This is a genomic window from Pseudomonas oryzihabitans (assembly GCF_006384975.1).
GTDB classification, from domain to species: Bacteria; Pseudomonadota; Gammaproteobacteria; order Pseudomonadales; family Pseudomonadaceae; genus Chryseomonas; species Chryseomonas psychrotolerans_B.
This window is the reverse complement of the sequence record NZ_CP021645.1, coordinates 875,503-892,390: the sequence shown is the minus strand read 5'-3', so window position 1 is coordinate 892,390 and position 16,888 is coordinate 875,503. Positions and strand designations below refer to the sequence as shown.

Sequence of the window (16,888 nt, the reverse complement as noted above, 5' to 3'; positions counted from 1 at the left end):
CTTCGCCTGTCCAAAATTCGGCAAACCCACGGCTTTCGTCAAAAAAAAGGCGAAAACTCTCGTACGCTCAGCTCGGCGTTGCGGATGCCCTAGAATCGTAGCCGATAGACGCCACCTATCGCTTAACGTGATTTCCACCGTTAGTGCAGAATGCAGTAGAGCTTGCGCACCGTCTCGCGGCTGTCCCAGGCCATGGGGGTTTCCGCCGGCACCAGCACCGCCTCGCCCGCCCTGACGTGACAGGGCGCGTCCCCGTCGACGGCCAGAGTCACCGCCCCCGCATAGAGCAGCATCAATTCGCAGTGGGGATTGCTCACGGCCTTGCGCGCGTAGCCCGTGCATTCCCACATCCCCACCCGCAGGGCACCGCCGCCGCTTTCGAACAGATCGCAACCCGTGGCGCTGGGCTCGGGGCTCAGCAGCACGCTGGCCGCCGGCGGCGGTGAAGGCTCACGCGGGGCCTCAGGATCGAGCAGCAGCGGTGCCGAGGGCATGGGGCCTTCGCTGGCGCGGCCGGGAAAGGCCATGAACAGGCGGCGCAGCTCGCCCTGGTGCCGCCAGCGGCACTGCACCCCGCGCGGCAGGACGAAGGCATCGCCGGCCTTGAGCTGCAAGGCACCACCGGTCCATTCGAGCTGCAATTCGCCGGCTTCGATGACGCTCACTTCCACCCAGGGATAGTCCTCCATCTGGCAGTCGGCGGAATGGCTGACGGCACTGCCCATGACATAGCCCAGCCTCGCATCGTGCAGATGCAACTCGCGCCCGGCGGCCAGGGGATCGTCATGCAGGGCATAGAGGGCCCGGGGTAGTTGGCGGTCACTGGACGGCTGGCAGTAGTGCAGCAGGGGCATGGCGGTTCCTCGCGATCAGAGGTGCGGCAGGCGTGCCGCGGACAGGGCAAGTATCGACCGCCGAGGCACCCGGGTTATGGCGTTTCGGGCGGTAGGCAGCACAGAAGCTGCCGTTTTTCGAAGGTGCGGCGCAGTTTTCACTGGACCACCGATCATGGCGGCAGCCCCCGGAATTTCGGGACAAACTATCGCCCCGGTGCGCCATGCTTGGGCTTTGCCGGAGACCTCACCATGACGCTGCTATACAAGGCCGATCCCGTGCGGGGCCAGGCGTGGCGACGCCTGTTCCAGGAACGCGCGCCCGATATCGAATTTCGCCACTGGCCGGAGGTGGGTAACGCCGAAGAGATCCGCTACCTGGCCTGCTGGCAACCACCGGAAGACCTGGCCAGTCGCTTGCCCAATCTCGAAGTGCTATTCGCCACCTCCGCCGGCATCGACCAGTTCGACCTGAGCCGGCTGCCACCGGAGCTGCCAGTGGTACGGATGCTCGATCCCGGCATCGTCGCTGGCATGGTGGAGTACGCGACGCTCATGGTCCTGGCGCTGCATCGCCAGTTGCCACTCTACCTAGACCAGCAGGGTGCGGGGCGCTGGCAGGAACATGCCCTGGTGACAGCGGAGAACAGACGTGTCGGGGTGCTTGGCCTCGGTCAGATCGGCCAGGCGGTGCTGGAGCGGCTGGCGAGCTTCGGCTTCGCCCTATCGGGCTGGTCGCGCTCGCCCCATGAGCTACCCGGCATACGCTGCCATGCCGGCGCCGAGCAGTTGCCGGCGTTCCTGGCCGACTGTGAGATCCTTATCTGCCTGCTGCCCCTGACCCAGGAGACCCGTGGCCTCCTCGATGCCCGCCTGTTCGCCGCCCTGCCCCGTGGCGCCAGCCTGATCAACCTGGGCCGCGGCGCCCAGTTGGTGGAAGCGGATCTACTGGCTGCTTTGGACAATGGCCAGCTGAGCCAGGCGGTGCTGGATGTGTTGGAAACGGAACCGCCGGCTGCCGACCATCCCTTCTGGCAGCACCCGAGGATCTGGCTGACGCCCCACGTAGGCGCCATGACGGTGCCGGAAACGGCTTTCACGGTGCTGCTGGAGAACATTCGTCGCCATCAGCGTGGTGAGCCGCTGCGGGGGTTGGTGGATCGGCAGCGGGGTTATTAGGTAGCGGTCGGGGTGGCTTAACTCAAAGCCACCCGCAACCGCCCCAGCAAGGCATCACAGGCATCCAACTGGCTCAGCTCGACATACTCGTCCGGCTTGTGCGCCTGGTCGATGCTGCCGGGGCCGCAGACCACCACGGGGGTATCCAGCCGACTGGCGAAGAGCCCGCCTTCGGTACCGAAGGCCACCTTGAGTTGCGCGGTTCCGGGTTCGACCAGGGTCTGCAGGAAACGCACGGCCTCGACGCTGGGGTGGGTGTCCAGGCCGGGATAGGCGTTGACGGTCTCGATTTCGATGGCCGCCTTGGGTGACAGTTGGCGGGCCTCGCGGACCAGGCCATCCGCCGTGTCTTGCAGCGCGGCCACCAGGGCAGCGGGATCGTCGGCCGGCAGATGGCGGATCTCGAAATCCAGGGTGCAGAGATTGGGCACGATGTTCAGCGCCTTGCCGCCGTCGATACGCCCGACATGCAGGGTGGTGTAGGGAATGTCGTAAGCCGCATCGCGCGCGCCCTCTTCCGCCAGGCGCCGCTGGCTGGCGCGCAGTGCGCCGACCAGATCGCTGGCCAGGTGGATGGCATTCACATGCAGGGGGGCTTTCGACGAGTGCCCCTCCTGGCCATGACAGTGGGCGCGCAGCGCCGCCTTGCCCTTGTGGCCGAGGGCAACCTGTAATTCCGTGGGTTCGCCGACGATACAGAGGAAGGGTCGCACGGGCGCCAATTCCAGCACATCCAGCAGGCGCCGGACCCCGACGCAGCCGATCTCCTCGTCGTGGGACAGCGCCAGTTGCAGCGGTCGTTTCAAAGGTTCACCGCGAGCGGCAGCCAGCAGGGCCACTACCGCGCAGGCGACGAAGCCCTTCATGTCGCAGGCGCCGCGACCATAGATCCGGCCGTCCTTCAGGGTGCCTTCGAAGGGTGGCAGGGTCCAGGCCTGACCTTCCACGGGTACCACGTCGGTATGGCCGGAGAGCAGCACGCCGGGAACGTCGGCCGGGCCGACGCTGGCGAAAAGATTGGCCTTGCGCCCGCTCTCGTCGAGCACCAGGCGACAGGCGATGCCGGCTGCTTCCAGCAGGCCCTGCACGTGATGGATCAGCGCCAGGTTGGAGTCGGCGGAGACCGTGGGGAAACCGATCAGGGTACGCAGTAGTTCCTGGCTAGTCATCCGGCGAGACTCTCGGTGCGGGCTTGGGCAAAACGGGCCACGTCGAAGGCCGCCAGGGGCGTGTCGGTACGGCCGGTGGCGATCAGTTCGGCCATGGTGTCGCCCACCCCTGGGCCAAGCTGGAAGCCGGCGCCGCAGAAGCCGAAGGCATAGTAGAGACCGTCCACCTGGCTGCTCGGGCCCATGATTGGCAGGTCGTCGGCGATATAGCCCTCCACTCCGCTCCAGGTGCGGATCACGTTGACCCGGCCAAGGGCCGGCGCCAGGCGGCGCAACTGGGTGAGCTGGTTGAGCAGGCCATGGGGTTCGGCGCGAGCCAGGCGGGTGTCCAGGTCCGGGCGGGTACGGAAGCAGCCGCCGAAGATGACGTTGCCGCGCGGGATCTGGCGGAAATAGATGGTCTCCGCCACCAGCGGCGAAGACACGCCCACCGCCTCCTTGAAGACATAAGGCAAGGGCTCGGTGACGCCCATCTGCGGTCCATGGGTCTCGATGGGCACCGGCTCGCCGAACTGGCTGGACAGCCGGCTGCCCCAGGCGCCGGCGGTGATCAGCAGGCGCGGTGCCTGGAAACGGCGGCCATCGGCGGCCTGCACCAGAAAGTCGGCGCCCGACTTGGACACCTGGGTGATCTCCACGCCCTCCTGCAGATTGACGCCCTCGCGTACCCCGGCGCGCGCGAAGGCCGGCGCGGCGAGGCGCGGATTGGCATGGCCGTCGTGGGGCGCATAGGAGCCGGCCACCACCTCGGGGCCCAGGTAGGGAAACTTCTCGTGCAGGGCCGCGCCTTCGAGCACCTGCAGCTCCAGGGCAGCGGTCTCCGGCGCCCGGGCGTAGTCGTGCAGCATGGCGATGCGGCTGGGATCGTAGACCACCCGCAGGTGGCCACCGGGGATGAACTCCAGGTCATCGCCGATCAATTCCGGCAAGCGACCCCAGATGCCACGGGAGCGGTTGGACAGGGCCACCTGGGTCAGGTAGCGACCCTGCCGGCGCACGTTGCCGAAGTTGGTGCCACTGGCGAAACGCCCGACCTGGTCGCGCTCCAGCAGGAGCACCGACAGCCCCCGGCGACGCAGGAAGAAGGCGCTGGCGCTGCCCATGATGCCGGCGCCGACGACGATGACGTCCGCGCGGTTGGCGGCGATCTGACTCATGACGAAACCTCTTCTTCGCAGGCGACGATGCCCAGCGGCAGGGGCCGTACCGGTGCCTGGCCGCGCAGGCGGCCGACGATCTCCACCGGCACCCCGGATTCGGCGGCGATGATCTCAGCACCGGCCTGGGCGCAGTAGCGACCCTGGCAACGGCCCATGCCAACGCGGCTGAAGGCCTTGGCCCTATTGGCCTCGCGGGCGCCCTTCTCGCGTACCACGGCGCGCAGTTCACCGGCGGTGATGCCCTCGCAGCGACAGACCACCGCCGTATCCGGCAGGCTGGCCATCTGCTTGGCCGGCCAGGGAAAGGCCTCGGCCAGGCCGAGGCGGAAGCGCTCCTGCACCTCCAGGCCCTCGCGGCAGCGCTCGGCGAGGCCGTTTGGTGGCGTGCGTCCGAGATCCGTCAACACTGCACAGGCGGCCAGCTGCCCGGCGAGTTCGGCGGCATCGGCGCCGCGTACCCGGGCACCATCGCCAGCGGCATAGACGCCCGGCGTGGACGTCCGCCCTTCGGCATCCAGTTGCAGTACCCATTGCCCGGTCGCCCGCTCGAATTCGAAGGCGCAGCGGGCGAGATCGGCCAGCTGTGTTTCCGGTCTCAGGTGATAGCCCAGGCCCACGGCATCGCCGACCACCTCCTGGCGCAGGCCGCGGGCATCGGCGAAGGCCACGCCCCGTACGCCCTGCTCGGCATCGCCGAGGATTTCCAGCGGGGTGACGCCAAAGTGCAACGGCACCCCGGCGCGCTGGAGCGAAGCCATGAGTTGCACGCCCTTCCAGGCGACACCCGGCCGCGCCAGCAGCTTGGGCGCCGCCAGGGCGCGCAGCCGCAGCGGCGCAGTATCGAGCACCGCTGCGACGGTGGCACCAGCCTGCTGGTACTGGCTGGCGACCAGGTAAAGCAAGGGACCGCTACCCAGGAAGATCACCCGCCGGCCGATGGACACCGCCTGGGCCTTGAGGGCGATCTGGGCGCCGCCGAGGGTATAGGTGCCCGCCAGGTTCCAGCCCGGCACCGGCAGTAGCCGGTCGCTGGCGCCGGTGCAGAGCACCAGGGCGTCGAAGTCCAGGGTGCGCTGGCGATTGCCCTGCACGGTGTAGAGCGTGCGCTCGTGCAGGTGCCAGGCCATCGTCTCCGGGCGATAGTCCAGCCGCCCACGCAGCCCGTCGAAGGTGCGGTGCAGGTCTTCGGCCTTGGCCGCCTCGCTGCCGTAGAGGGTGGCATAGGAGCGCTGGAATCCCTCGGGCTGGCGGCGATAGATCTGACCACCGTCGCGGCGATTCTCATCAACCACCACCGGGGCGATACCCGCGGCCAGCAGGGTTTCGGCGCAGCGTACGCCGGCCGGGCCGGCCCCGACGATGACCACCCGCGGCGTCTTCGAGTCAGAGGATGCTAGGCCAGATTCCATACCGCCTCCGGTTGCTTGGTGAGGATCTGCAGCCCGTCGCGGACCTCGGTACCACAGGCGCGCAGGCGCTCGCCCTCGGCGGTCCACACCCAGCAATCCTGGCAGGCCCCCATCAGGCAGAAGCCGGCACGGCGCTCTTCGCCGAATTCGGAGCGCCGCAACGCCGGGCCGTTGGCGAGCAAGGCGACCATCAGGGTGTCACCCGCCAGCGCCGTGACCGGCAGGCCGTCGACCGTGAGGCTGACCTGCGGGCGACCGGTTTCGGCGAGTCGCTGGAAGCGGGAAGTCATGCGCGAACTCCTTGGGTGTGCAGCACGGCGCCGCCTTGCAGGTGCTGCAAGGTCTCGCCGTCATGGTGACAAAGGATAAGGTTGCCGCCCGGCAGCCGCTGTTGCGGCGGCGCCTCACGATCACAGCGGCCCTCGACACGCACCGGACAACGGCGCAGGAAGCTACAGAGCGCACCGGTCGCCTGGATCTTGGGCGCCAGGGGCGCCACCGTACGGACCGGCTGCTCCTCCAGCCAGCCCTGGCGCAGCGCGGGCACCGAGGCGGTGAGCAATTCGGTGTAGGGATGCAGCGGTGGATGCTGCAACGTGGCCGGGGTGCCCAGCTCCACCGGCTGACCGGAATAGAGCACCAGCACCTCGTCGCACAGGCTGCGCACCGTGGAGATGTCGTGGCTGATGAACAGATAGGCCAGCCCCAGCTCGCGCCGCAGCTCCACCAGCAGGTCGAGGATGGCGGCGCCGACCACGGTATCCAGCGCCGAGGTGACCTCGTCGCAGAGGATCAGCTCGGGTTCGGCCGCCAGGGCCCGGGCCAGATTGACCCGCTGCTTCTGGCCACCGGACAGCTCCCCTGGACGCCGGTTGGCGAGGCTGGCCGGCAACTGCACCCGGTCAAGCAATTCGCGCACCTTGCGCTGACGGGTGGCCTTGTCGAAGGCATGGTAGGTCTCCAGCGGGCGCATCAGGATGCGCTCCACGCTATGGGCCGGATTCAGCGCCGTGTCGGCGTTCTGGTAGACCAGCTGCACGCGGCGGAACTGCTCGCGGGTGCGGCCATCCAGGCCCGGCGGCAAGGGCTCACCACCCAGGTGCACGCTGCCCCGCGCGGGCGGCAGCAGGCCGGCGATCACCCGCGCCAGGGTCGACTTGCCGGAGCCGGATTCGCCGATCACCCCCAGGGCCTGCCCCGGTGCGATGCTCAGGTTGATGTTTTCCAGCACCCGATAGCGCGGCAGTCCCTCGGCATTCAGCGGGCCGTAGCCGGCGACCAGATCCTTTACCTCCAGCACGGGCGCCCGGGTTTCCACCGCGGGCAACCCGCGCTCGGCCAGGGGCTCCGGCTGAGCCGCGGCCAGCAGGCTGCGGGTATAGGGATGCCGGGCACTGGCCAGCAGGCGCTCGGTACGACGGTTCTCGTAGACCTCACCGCCATTGAGCACCAGGATACGGTCGGCCATCTGGGCCACCACCGCCAGATCATGGGAAACATAGATGGCGGTCACGCCACGTTCGCGCACCACCTGCTTGAAGACGCGCAGCACCTCGATCTGGGTTGTCACGTCCAGCGCCGTGGTGGGTTCGTCGAGGATCACCAGGGTCGGATCGGTGATCAGCGCCATGGCCGCCATCAGCCGCTGCAGCTGGCCGCCGGACACCTGGTGCGGATAACGCTCGCCGATATGCTCGGGGTCCGGCAGCGCCAGTTCGCGGAACAGTTCCAGGGCGCGGGCCTCGGCGTCGCGCCGTGTCAGTACGCCGTGGATCAGGGCGCTCTCGATAATCTGCTCCAGCAACCGGCGAGACGGATTGAAGGCCGCTGCCGCGCTCTGGGCGATATAGGCCACGGTACGGCCACGCAACTGCCGCAGGCCCGCCGCATCCAGCTCCAGTACCTGGGTGTCGCCCACCCGGATCGAGCCGCCGGCGAGCCGGCAACCGGCGCGGGCGTAGCCGAGCAACGACAGCGCTATGGTGGTCTTGCCCGAGCCGGACTCGCCGATCAGCGCCAGCACCTCGCCCTTGGCCAGGCTGAAGCCGACCTCCTTGACGATGAGGGTTTCACTGCCATCCTCGGACTGGGCGACCACGCGCAGGTCCTTGACCTCTACCAGCGTCGTCATCTCAACGCCCTCCCCGGCGCCGCGCGCCGAACCGGTCGATGAGCAGGTTGACGCCCACGGTCAGGGTACCGATGGCCAGGGCCGGCATCAGCACCGCCGGGGCGCCATCGGCCAGGCCGCCGATGTTTTCCCGCACCAGCGAACCCAGGTCGGCATTGGGCGGTTGCACGCCAAGGCCGAGGAAACTCATGCCGCTGAGCAGCAGCACGATGTAGACGAATCTCAGGCCCAGGTCGGTAAGCAGCGGCAGGCGCATGTTGGGCAGCATCTCCACCAGGGCGATGTACAGCCGGCCCTCGCCACGGGTGCGGGCGACCTGGACGTATTCCAGTTCGGTAAGGTTCATCGCCAGGCTGCGGGCGATGCGATAGCAGCCCGGGGCGTAGCCCACCACCGCCATGACGATCAGCAGCGGCACCGAGGAGCCGAAGGCCGAGACCATCACCAGCGCCAGCATCTTGCTTGGCAGGGAGATCAGCGCATCGATCAGCCGCGACAGCGGCTCGTCCACCCAGCGCCCCGAGAGCGCTGCGAGCAGGCCCAGGCCGGTGCCCAGGGCGCAGGACAGCACCGCGGCGATCAGCGCCAGGCCCACGGTGAAGCGAGCACCGTCGAGGATGCGGCTGAGCACGTCGCGGCCCATGTAGTCGGTCCCCAGGGGATGGGCCGCGCTGTAGCTGGCCAGCACGGAGCCGCCCAGCGCGCCCGGATCATAGGGCGCGAGCCACACGCCGAATACGGCGATGAACAGCCAGAAGGCCACCAGGAAGCCGCCGATGAGTCCGGTCAGGGACCAGCGTGCCGGGCGACGGGTACGGGGCGGGGACAGCTGGGCGTCGAGCGTCTTGCCGTCCACCGGCAGGACGGCGGCGCTGCGCACGGGCGTCACGGGTCGGGTCATAGCGTTCTCAGCCTCGGGTTGGACAGGATGGCGCAGAGGTCCGCCAGGGTCATGAGCACCAGATAGGCGCAGCAGAACAGCATGGCGCAGGCCTGGATCAGCGGCAGGTCACGACTGGCGACGCCGTCCACCATCAGTTGGGCGATACCGGGATAGTTGAAGATGGTCTCGACGATGACCACCCCACCCATCAGGTAGGAAAGACTCAGGGCCACGGCGTTGGCGATGGGCCCCACGGCATTGGGCAAGGCATGGCGCAACACGGCACGTACCGGGCCGATGCCCTTCAGGCGCGCCATCTCCACATAGGGGCTCTGCAGTTGCTCCACCAGGGCCGCACGGGTCATCCGCGCCATCTGCGCCACGATCACGCAGCACAGGGTGCCCACCGGCAGCGCATAGGCGCGCAGGAAATCCAGGGGGCCGGAAATGTCATGGGCGAAGGTCAGCGCCGAGGTCCAGTGCAGATGCACGGCGAAGACCAGCACCGCCAGGGTCGCCACGAGGAATTCCGGCACCGCGACGATGCCCAGGGTGAAGAGGTTGAGCCCCCGGTCCAGTCGCCCGCCCGCGTTCATCGCCGAGGCGATGCCGAGCACCAGCGCCAGCGGCACCGAGACCAGGGCGGTCACCCCGGCCAGCATCAGCGAGCCGAGCAGGCGGTCGCCGATCAGGCTGGTGATGGGCGCCTGGCTGGCCAGGGACTGGCCGAGATCGCCGTGCAGTAGACCGGTCAGCCAGTGGAAGTAGCGCAGCAACGCCGGCTGGTCGAGCCCCATCTGGGCGCGCAACGCCGCGACCTGCTCGGGCAGCGCGAATTGGCCCAGGGCCTGCTGGGCGGCATCGCCCGGCAACAGCGCGGAGACGAAGAACACCAGCAGCGAGACGATGAACAGGGTCAGCACCCCGCCGCCGACGCGCCTGATGATGAGGGAAAAGACGGAACGATCCACAGCCACCTCCTGCTTGAGCGTGGAGCGGCGAGCGTTCGGCCACTACGGACCGCGCTCGCCACCAGGCACAAAGCGTCAGGCTTCCAGCCAGACGTGTTCGCCGAACATGTAGCCCATGAAGCCGCCGATGGGGATGATGCCGTAGCCGCCGAGCTTGGGCGAATGGGCATCGATGGAGCTGGTGAAGATCGGCAGGCCGATGCCGCAGTGCTGGTTGATCAACAGCTGCATGTCGGCGTACATCTGCTTGCGCTTGGCCAGGTCGGTTTCGCCGCGGGAGGCCACCACCAACTGGTCGAATTGCTCGTTCTTCCAGCCCGATTCGTTGAAGGGTGCATCGGACTTGAAGAATTGCGACAAGAGGATGTTGGCGGTGGGCCGCGCGTTGATATTGCCGAAGCCCAGCGGGTCCTTCATCCAGTGGGTGTTCCAGTAGCCATCGGCGCTGACGCGGTTGACCATCAGGTCGAGCCCGGCCCGCTTCGCCGATTGCTGCAATACCAGGGCCATCTCGTTGGCGTTGTCGGCGGCGGTGGAGGTCACCAATGGCAGCTTGGCCCCGGCGATACCGGCCTTCTGGAACAGGAACTTGGCCTTGTCCGGATCGTAGGGCCGCTGGGGTACATCGGCCGAATAATAGGGGGTGCCGGGCATGATCGGCTGGTCGTTGCCGACGACCCCGTAGCCGAGGAACACCGACTTGAGGATCTGCTCGCGATCGAACAGCAGCTTCATACCCTCGACCACGTTGGGATCGTTGAACGGCCGGTTGGGAATGCGCATGATCAGGTCGGTGTAGCTGCCCGAGGTGTTGGCCACGATCTTGACCTTGTCGCCCTGCTTGAGGCGGTCGGCCGAGCGCGGGTCTACCGAGACGGTGAGCTGGATGTCACCGGCCAGCAACGCGTTGACCCGCGAGGGCTCGTCGGTGATGCCGATGAGTTCGATCTCGTCCAGGTAGGGCTTGCCGGACTTCCAGTAATTCTCGTTGCGCGCGCCCACGGTACGGACACCCGGCTTGAATTCCTTGACCTTGAAGGGCCCGGTGCCGTTGGCGGTGGAAAAATCCTTGGTGCCGTCGGCGATGATCAGGAAGTGCGAGATGGCCAGCACCGCCGGCAGCTCTGAGTTCGGCGATACCAGGCGGATACGCACCTCGTCGGGCGCCATCGCGGTGACCTCGGCGAACTGGTCGGCCAGGGCCTTGACCTTGGAACCCACCGCCGGGTCCTTGTGGCGCAGCAGGGAGTAGACGACGTCGGCGCTGTCGAAGGTCTTACCGTTATGGAATTGCACGCCCTGCCGCAGCTTGATGGTCCAGGTGGTGGCGTCCTGGGTGTCCATGCTGGTGGCCAGCGCCATCTGCGGCACGAGATGGCTGTCGAACACCGTCAGGCCGTTGTAGAAGAAATACTGGCGCGCATAGTCGCCGGAGAACGAGCCTTTGGCCGGGTCGAGGGTGTCGGCGGTGGACGATCCAGCGGCGGCGGCACGAACCCGACCGCCCCGGCGCGGCGTACCGCCGCTGGCGTCCTCGGCGGCCAAGGCGTGACCATCACGGCCCAACAGACTGCCCACACCCGTCGCCATCAGCCCGGCGGCGCCCAGCAGCCGCAGCGCATCGCGTCGCGACACCCCCCGTTGCATGGCCTCGAAGGCCCGGACGCTTTCTGCAGGACCTATCAGGGGACTTCCAGTCTTTTTCTCTGTCATGTCGGCTCGCTCGTTGGGGGCTCTGTCGCCAGTCCGCGCCCCCCTCCCCGGGAGCACGGAGCTGTCCTCTCGGCCGCCTTGTCTCGCGGCCTGGTTCATTACAGCACCGGGCCCCTGTCGATTACCGTCGAATTGAGCCTGTGACGAGATAGAAAAGACTGTTTTGCCCGATTGGCTCAGCATTGTTTGCGGTGTGCTTCGCGACGGCGCAACAGGGCCGCCAATGCCCGGATTTGGCGCGTTTGAAGGCTATCTTGCCTGGTTGCCGAACGGCGTTTCTGGCGGCGCTAAAAGGCTTGCAAGGGTCCAAAAGCCGGACGTTTCAGCAGTTTCTGCTCCGGGGTGTTGCCCTACCTGGCCAGAGCGGCAGGGGACGGTCCTGGCGAGGTAGAAAGGCAAAAACCGCCAGCCGCGGCTCTTCTGTTGGAGCGCCGCGGCTGGCGGTTCGCGGTGTTCAGCGGTTAATGCAGGCGCTCAGTGCAGTCGATCCTGCACCCGGTAGTACAGCCCTACCAGCGGCAGGAACCAGGGCTTGCCGAAGTGGCCGGGAATGGCCGGCCAATCCAGCACGCGCCAGGGATTGGCCTGGCTGCGCCCTTCCAGCACCTCGGCCATCACCCGGCCCATGTGCACCGACATCTGCACCCCATGGCCGCTGTAGCCCATGGCGTAGAACAGGCCATCCTGCTCACCAGCCCGGGGCAGACGGTCAGCGGTCATGTCCACCAGGCCGCCCCAGCAATAGTCGATGGGCGCCTGGGCCAAGCTGGGAAAGAGTTGGCCGAGGGCGTTGCGCAGCACGGCACCGCTCTTGGCGTCCTGGCGCGGATCGGACAAGGCGAAGCGCGCCCGGCCGCCAAAGATCAGCCGGTGGTCCGGTGTGGTGCGGAAATAGTTGCCAATGATGCGGCTGGTCACATAGGTGCGCCGGTTGGGCAGCAGTGCATCCAATTGCTCCTTCGGTAGTGGCGCGGTGGCGATGATGAAGCTGCCCACCGAGGCGATGCGTCGGCGAAACCACTGGAAGGGCCCAATGCTGGCATTGCCCGTGGCCACCAGCACCTGGCGGGCACGCAATTCGCCCTTAGCACTCACCACGCGGAAGCTGCCGTCCGGCAGGCGCTGCAGATCGCTCACCGCCGCCCCTTCGTAGACCTGGGCGCCACGGCGTACCGCCGCTTCCGCCAAGCCCACGCCGAAGCGCCCCATGTGCATCTGGGCGCCATTGCGTTGCAGCAGGCCGCCGTAAAATCCGTCGGAGGCCACCTCGATCCGCGTCTGTGCAGGGCCGAGCAGTTCCACGTCCGGATCGACCTCCGCGCGGATCAGCTCGCAGGTGCGCGCCAGGTTGTCATAATGCTGCGGCTTGGCCGCCAGCTTGAGCTTGCCCGCCTTGTGGAAGTCGCAGGCGATCCCCTCTTCGGCGATCACCGCCTCGACGCTGGCCACCGCATCGGCATAGGCCTGGTAGAAGGCCTGGGCCCGCTCGGGGCCCAGGCTGGCACGCAGGGACGCATAGTCCTGCGCGACCCCGGTATTGCAATGCCCTCCGTTGCGGCCGGAGGCTTCGCCGATCACCCGGCCGGCCTCCAGTACCGCCACGCTGGCACCGCGCTTGCGCAGCGCCACGGCCGCCGACAGCCCGGTGAAGCCGCCGCCGATGACGGCGACATCGACTTCCCCCGCGACCGGCCCCTGGGCGCCGCCGGTAAAGGTCGGCGCGGTCGCCAGCCAGTAGGATTCGGACGATGCTGGGCCGTGACTCATGGGCGGGCTCTCCTGCGGCAAGGGGGTTACTCGAGACCGACCACAGCGGCCAGGCCGCCGATGTCCTTGATCTCGGTGTTGCTGTAGTACGGGGTGCTCGGCTCGTGACCACGGTTCACGAACACCTTGTTCTTGATGTTCATGTAGTCGGCCGGGATCAGGTCGTAGCGGAAGCTCGAGGAGACGTGCAACACGTCTTCAGGACCGCAGCCCAGGTTGTCCAGCATGTATTCGAAGGCCTGCAGGCGCGGCTTGTAGGCCTGGCCCTGCTCGGCGGTGAAGACGCGGTGGAAAGGCACGCCCAGCTTGTCGACGTTGGACATGATCTGCTCGTCGGCGGCATTGGAATAGATCACCAGCGGGATCTTGTCGGCGATCTTGGCCAGGCCAGCGGTCACGTCCGCATGGGGGCCCCAGGTCGGCACCGCCTCGTAGTAGGCATTGGCTTCGGCGTCGGTGAAGGAGATGCCCCAGCGCTTGCAGGTACGTTCCACTGCCGAGTACAGCACCTCCGAATAGGGTTTCCAGGCGCCGAGCACCTCGTCGAAGCGATAGCCGTTGAAGTCCTTGCAGAACTGGTCCATGGCCTCGGCCGGGATGCGGTCGGCGAACATCTCGCGAGCCATGTCGGACATGCGGAAACGGGTCAGGGTGCCGTAGCAGTCGAAGGTGATGTACTTGGGCCGAAAGGCGGTCATGGCAAGGGTCCTTTGACGGAGAGTCGTGAGTGGAGGCTGGGGCGCCGGTGGCGTCCCTGGCAAGCATTACAGCATCGGCGGGCCTGGTAGTTGTCCGCTTTCAAGCACCACCGAAGACAGAAAAAACCGTTTTACGGGCAGGCTCCAGCATTGTTTGCGGGGCACTCAGGAGTGCTCCAGATCGATCAATACGCTCTTGCTGCGCAGGTTGGCCTCGAAGGCCGCACGGCCGAGGTCCTTGCCGATACCGGATCTCTTGTAGCCGCCGGTAGGGATGATCCAGTCGTGGCTGCGCCCATAGCGGTTGACCCAGACGGTGCCCGCTTCCAGCGCCCGGGTCAGGCGCAGCGCCCGGCCGAGATCGGCGGTGTGCACGCCCGCGGCCAGGCCATAGGTGGGGTGCTCGGCCAAGGCCAAGGCCTCGGCTTCGTCGTCGAATACCTGCACGGTCAGCACCGGGCCGAAGATCTCTTCGCGCACCGCCGGGTTGTCCGCGCTCACGCCGGCGATCAGAGTCGGCTGGTAGTAGGCGCCGCCCAGTCCGTCCTGCAGTTCGCCACCGACCAGGATCTCCGCCCCGGCCGCCCGGCTGCGCGTGACGATGTCGTGGATGCGCTGGCCCTGGCGATGGGAAATAATCGGTGCCAGGGTGGCTTCGGCCGACCAGGTCGGCCCTGGACGCAATTCGGCGAAGGCGGCGCGAATGCCCTCGAGCATGGGCTCCAGGGCAGCGCGCTGGACCAGCAGCCGCGAACCCGAGACACACACCTGGCCGGCATTGCCGGTGATGGCGGCGGCCACGCTGCGGGCGGTACGGGCGAGATCCGGCGCATCGGCGAATACCAGTTGCGGACTCTTGCCGCCCAATTCCAGGGTCACCGGCTTGGGACCGCTCTCGGCGCAGGCGGTCATGATGGCGCTGCCGGTGCCGGTCGAGCCGGTAAAGGTCACTTTGCCGATGCGTGGATGACGGCACAGGGCATCGCCGGTCATCCGGCCATCGCCCTGGACCACGCTGAGGATACCGGCGGGCAACCCGGCCAGGGTGGCGAGTTCGGCCAGGCGCAGGATGGAGAACGGGGTCAGCTCCGACGGCTTGATCACCACGGCATTACCCGCGGCCAGCGCCGGGGCGATCTTCCAGCCGGCCATGCTCAGTGGAAAATTCCACGGAGCGATGGCGCCCACCACGCCATAGGGCTCGGTGATCTGCATACCCAGATGGGAGGTAGCGGTCGCCGCCACCTCGCCGCCGTGCTTGTCGGCGAATTCGGCGAAGAAGCGGATGCCCTCGGCCACATAGGGGATGTCCCAGGCCAGCACCTCGCGTAGCGGACGGGTCGAGCCCACGGCTTCCAGGGGGCCAAGTACCTCGCCATCGGCTTCCACCAGGTCGGCCCAGCGGCGCATCACCCGCGCCCGTTCCCGCGGCGGGCGGGTCGCCCAGTCGCTGGTCTTCCAAGCGCGCCAGGTACTCTCCACCACCTCGTCCACCAGGTCGGCCGAGGCGCACGGTAAGCCGCTCTGCAACTCGCCGTCGGAGGGCCGGAACACCTCCAGCCCGGCGGCGGCTTCGCGGCTGCGACCGCCGATGAAATGAGCACAACGAACCGCAACTGCGGTGGGGTCGAACGAGGCCATGGCGCGCTCCGCTAGGGCTGTGGGCTTGGCCCCATGCTAGGCGGACGGGTCATCATCTTTTGCCGAACTGGCCCAGACCTTCGGCGGCTCGCGCCGGTGCGGCCACCACAGCGCAACCGAATCTGCCGTCGGCGCTTGCTAGGCTGATGCCCGAATCTGTCAGACCCGAACCGGAGCCTTGCCGTGTCCAATGTCACCCTGAGACCCCTGCGCGAAACCGACCTCGCCACCGCCCACCGCCTGTCCCAGGCGCTGCAGTGGCCCCATCGCCTGGAAGACTGGCAATGCCTGTTCCATACCGGCGAAGGCCTGGTGCTGGAGGACGACCAGGGCGTATTCGGCACCGGTTTCTGTGTACCCCAGGGCGACTACGCCACCATCGGCCTGGTGATCGTCGCCGATAGCCACCAGGGCCAAGGCCATGGCCGACGCCTCATGGACGGCCTGCTGCAACTGGCCGGCAGCCGCACCCCGCTGCTGGTCGCCACCCTGCGCGGCGCCCCGCTCTACCGCAGCCAGGGCTTCGCCTCCTACGAGCGCATCTATCAGCACCAGATCGCGGCGCTACCGGCCATGGGCGCGCCGCACCCGTTGGAAGCGCAGGTTCGTGTGCTGTCCCTGGCGGATGCCCCGCAGCTGGAAAGCCTGGCCCAGGCCGCTACCGGACTGGAGCGCACCGCCCTGCTCCGGGAACTGCTGCCGCAGGCCGAAACTATCGTCGGCCTGGAGCGCGACGGCCAGTTACGCGGCTTCGCCCTGCTCCGCCCCTATGGCCGCGGTCTGTCGGTCGGCCCGGTGATAGCCGAATCCACCGCGCAGGCCCAGGCGCTCAGCCTGGCCCTGCTGCGCCACGCCGAGGGCCGTTACGTGAGATTCGACGTGACCGGGCGCAGTGGCCTCAATCCCTGGCTCATCGAGCGGGGCATCCCGCAGGTCGATGAGGTGGAACAGATGGCCAAGGGCAAGGCACCCGAGCCCCGCGACGGCCTGGATCAGTTCGCCCTGCTGACCCAGGCGCTGGGCTGAGGAGCCACTCCCGGATCTGATCACGCCCGGTAAGTATCCATTGGCGCTCAGACCGCGGCGGTCCGCACAGCCCATCGACAACAGCTAGACGCACCCGCGGAGGGCTGAGTCCGCGACTTCCGCCAGCAGCCCGCACGACCGGAATTGCCTGCCCAGCAGGTCATGCTCGGGCTCGCCCCCAGATCGAGTGGCCGTTGCGGGCCTGCTCAGACCCAGGCTTCTGTCTGTTGCTGTGCCGCTTCGGCTTAAACTGAGCTTACGCGCATCGTCATGGGTACCGATGGATTTCATCCTGCCAATTCCCATCG

Annotated in this window: 14 protein-coding genes; 2 read left to right on the top strand and 12 right to left on the bottom strand. The window is 67.6% G+C overall.

The features are described from left to right. Window positions 1-140: 140 nt before the first annotated feature. Window positions 141-854: a cupin domain-containing protein gene (locus tag CCZ28_RS03905; protein WP_140216073.1), complete on the bottom strand. Its 714-nt coding sequence runs from the start codon at window positions 852-854 to the stop codon at window positions 141-143. Between the two features lie 231 nt (window positions 855-1,085). Between CCZ28_RS03905 and CCZ28_RS03900 the strand changes: the two genes are divergently transcribed. Beyond that, window positions 1,086-2,012 (top strand): 2-hydroxyacid dehydrogenase, encoded by a 927-nt coding sequence (locus tag CCZ28_RS03900; protein ID WP_140216071.1) that lies wholly within the window; start codon window positions 1,086-1,088, stop codon window positions 2,010-2,012. A gap of 17 nt (window positions 2,013-2,029) precedes the next feature. Here the strand turns inward: CCZ28_RS03900 and argE are convergent, their stop codons facing one another. The 11 genes from argE to CCZ28_RS03845 form a co-directional block, all read right to left on the bottom strand. Further along, window positions 2,030-3,181: an acetylornithine deacetylase gene (argE, locus tag CCZ28_RS03895; protein WP_140216069.1), complete on the bottom strand. Its 1,152-nt coding sequence runs from the start codon at window positions 3,179-3,181 to the stop codon at window positions 2,030-2,032. After that, entirely contained in the window at window positions 3,178-4,329 is a 1,152-nt protein-coding gene (locus tag CCZ28_RS03890) for an NAD(P)/FAD-dependent oxidoreductase (RefSeq protein WP_205894664.1), read from the bottom strand. Before CCZ28_RS03890 ends, argE begins: the two co-directional genes overlap by 4 nt. A 5-nt stretch (window positions 4,330-4,334) precedes the next feature. Next, window positions 4,335-5,750, bottom strand: a complete 1,416-nt coding sequence (locus tag CCZ28_RS03885) for an NAD(P)/FAD-dependent oxidoreductase (RefSeq protein ID WP_140216065.1) — start codon at window positions 5,748-5,750, stop codon at window positions 4,335-4,337. Beyond that, a complete protein-coding gene (locus CCZ28_RS03880; RefSeq protein ID WP_140216064.1) occupies window positions 5,735-6,040 on the bottom strand; it encodes a (2Fe-2S)-binding protein in 306 nt (101 codons plus the stop codon). The genes CCZ28_RS03885 and CCZ28_RS03880 overlap by 16 nt, the downstream gene beginning before the upstream one ends. Then, window positions 6,037-7,881, bottom strand: coding sequence for an ABC transporter ATP-binding protein (locus CCZ28_RS03875; RefSeq protein ID WP_140216062.1), 1,845 nt, complete (start codon window positions 7,879-7,881; stop codon window positions 6,037-6,039). The genes CCZ28_RS03880 and CCZ28_RS03875 overlap by 4 nt, the downstream gene beginning before the upstream one ends. 1 nt (window position 7,882) lies before the next feature. Then, a complete protein-coding gene (locus CCZ28_RS03870; RefSeq protein WP_140216060.1) occupies window positions 7,883-8,782 on the bottom strand; it encodes an ABC transporter permease in 900 nt (299 codons plus the stop codon). After that, window positions 8,779-9,735, bottom strand: coding sequence for an ABC transporter permease (locus CCZ28_RS03865; protein WP_140216058.1), 957 nt, complete (start codon window positions 9,733-9,735; stop codon window positions 8,779-8,781). The genes CCZ28_RS03870 and CCZ28_RS03865 overlap by 4 nt, the downstream gene beginning before the upstream one ends. Window positions 9,736-9,810: 75 nt before the next feature. Beyond that, window positions 9,811-11,448 carry an ABC transporter substrate-binding protein gene (locus tag CCZ28_RS03860; protein ID WP_140216056.1) on the bottom strand — a complete coding sequence of 546 codons (1,638 nt, stop codon included), beginning with the start codon at window positions 11,446-11,448 and terminating at the stop codon, window positions 9,811-9,813. Window positions 11,449-11,922: 474 nt separating this feature from the next. After that, window positions 11,923-13,215 carry an NAD(P)/FAD-dependent oxidoreductase gene (locus CCZ28_RS03855; protein ID WP_140216054.1) on the bottom strand — a complete coding sequence of 431 codons (1,293 nt, stop codon included), beginning with the start codon at window positions 13,213-13,215 and terminating at the stop codon, window positions 11,923-11,925. A gap of 26 nt (window positions 13,216-13,241) precedes the next feature. After that, window positions 13,242-13,913: a haloacid dehalogenase type II gene (locus CCZ28_RS03850; RefSeq protein ID WP_140216053.1), complete on the bottom strand. Its 672-nt coding sequence runs from the start codon at window positions 13,911-13,913 to the stop codon at window positions 13,242-13,244. Window positions 13,914-14,078: 165 nt separating this feature from the next. After that, on the bottom strand, window positions 14,079-15,554 hold the full coding sequence (locus tag CCZ28_RS03845) for an aldehyde dehydrogenase family protein (RefSeq protein ID WP_140216051.1): 1,476 nt from the start codon (window positions 15,552-15,554) through the stop codon (window positions 14,079-14,081). 183 nt (window positions 15,555-15,737) lie between these two features. Between CCZ28_RS03845 and CCZ28_RS03840 the strand changes: the two genes are divergently transcribed. After that, window positions 15,738-16,580, top strand: a complete 843-nt coding sequence (locus CCZ28_RS03840) for a GNAT family N-acetyltransferase (protein ID WP_140216049.1) — start codon at window positions 15,738-15,740, stop codon at window positions 16,578-16,580. Window positions 16,581-16,888: the final 308 nt, after the last annotated feature.

Excerpts from the sequence above, each read along its gene's own strand:
- CCZ28_RS03905 (WP_140216073.1), bottom strand. The coding sequence starts at position 854 with ATGCCCCTGCTGCACTACTGCCAGCCGTCCAGTGACCGCCAACTACCC.
- CCZ28_RS03900 (WP_140216071.1), top strand. The coding sequence starts at position 1,086 with ATGACGCTGCTATACAAGGCCGATCCCGTGCGGGGCCAGGCGTGGCGA.
- argE (WP_140216069.1), bottom strand. The coding sequence starts at position 3,181 with ATGACTAGCCAGGAACTACTGCGTACCCTGATCGGTTTCCCCACGGTC.
- CCZ28_RS03885 (WP_140216065.1), bottom strand. The coding sequence starts at position 5,750 with ATGGAATCTGGCCTAGCATCCTCTGACTCGAAGACGCCGCGGGTGGTC.
- CCZ28_RS03880 (WP_140216064.1), bottom strand. The coding sequence starts at position 6,040 with ATGACTTCCCGCTTCCAGCGACTCGCCGAAACCGGTCGCCCGCAGGTC.
- CCZ28_RS03875 (WP_140216062.1), bottom strand. The coding sequence starts at position 7,881 with ATGACGACGCTGGTAGAGGTCAAGGACCTGCGCGTGGTCGCCCAGTCC.
- CCZ28_RS03870 (WP_140216060.1), bottom strand. The coding sequence starts at position 8,782 with ATGACCCGACCCGTGACGCCCGTGCGCAGCGCCGCCGTCCTGCCGGTG.
- CCZ28_RS03860 (WP_140216056.1), bottom strand. The coding sequence starts at position 11,448 with ATGACAGAGAAAAAGACTGGAAGTCCCCTGATAGGTCCTGCAGAAAGC.
- CCZ28_RS03855 (WP_140216054.1), bottom strand. The coding sequence starts at position 13,215 with ATGAGTCACGGCCCAGCATCGTCCGAATCCTACTGGCTGGCGACCGCG.
- CCZ28_RS03850 (WP_140216053.1), bottom strand. The coding sequence starts at position 13,913 with ATGACCGCCTTTCGGCCCAAGTACATCACCTTCGACTGCTACGGCACC.
- CCZ28_RS03845 (WP_140216051.1), bottom strand. The coding sequence starts at position 15,554 with ATGGCCTCGTTCGACCCCACCGCAGTTGCGGTTCGTTGTGCTCATTTC.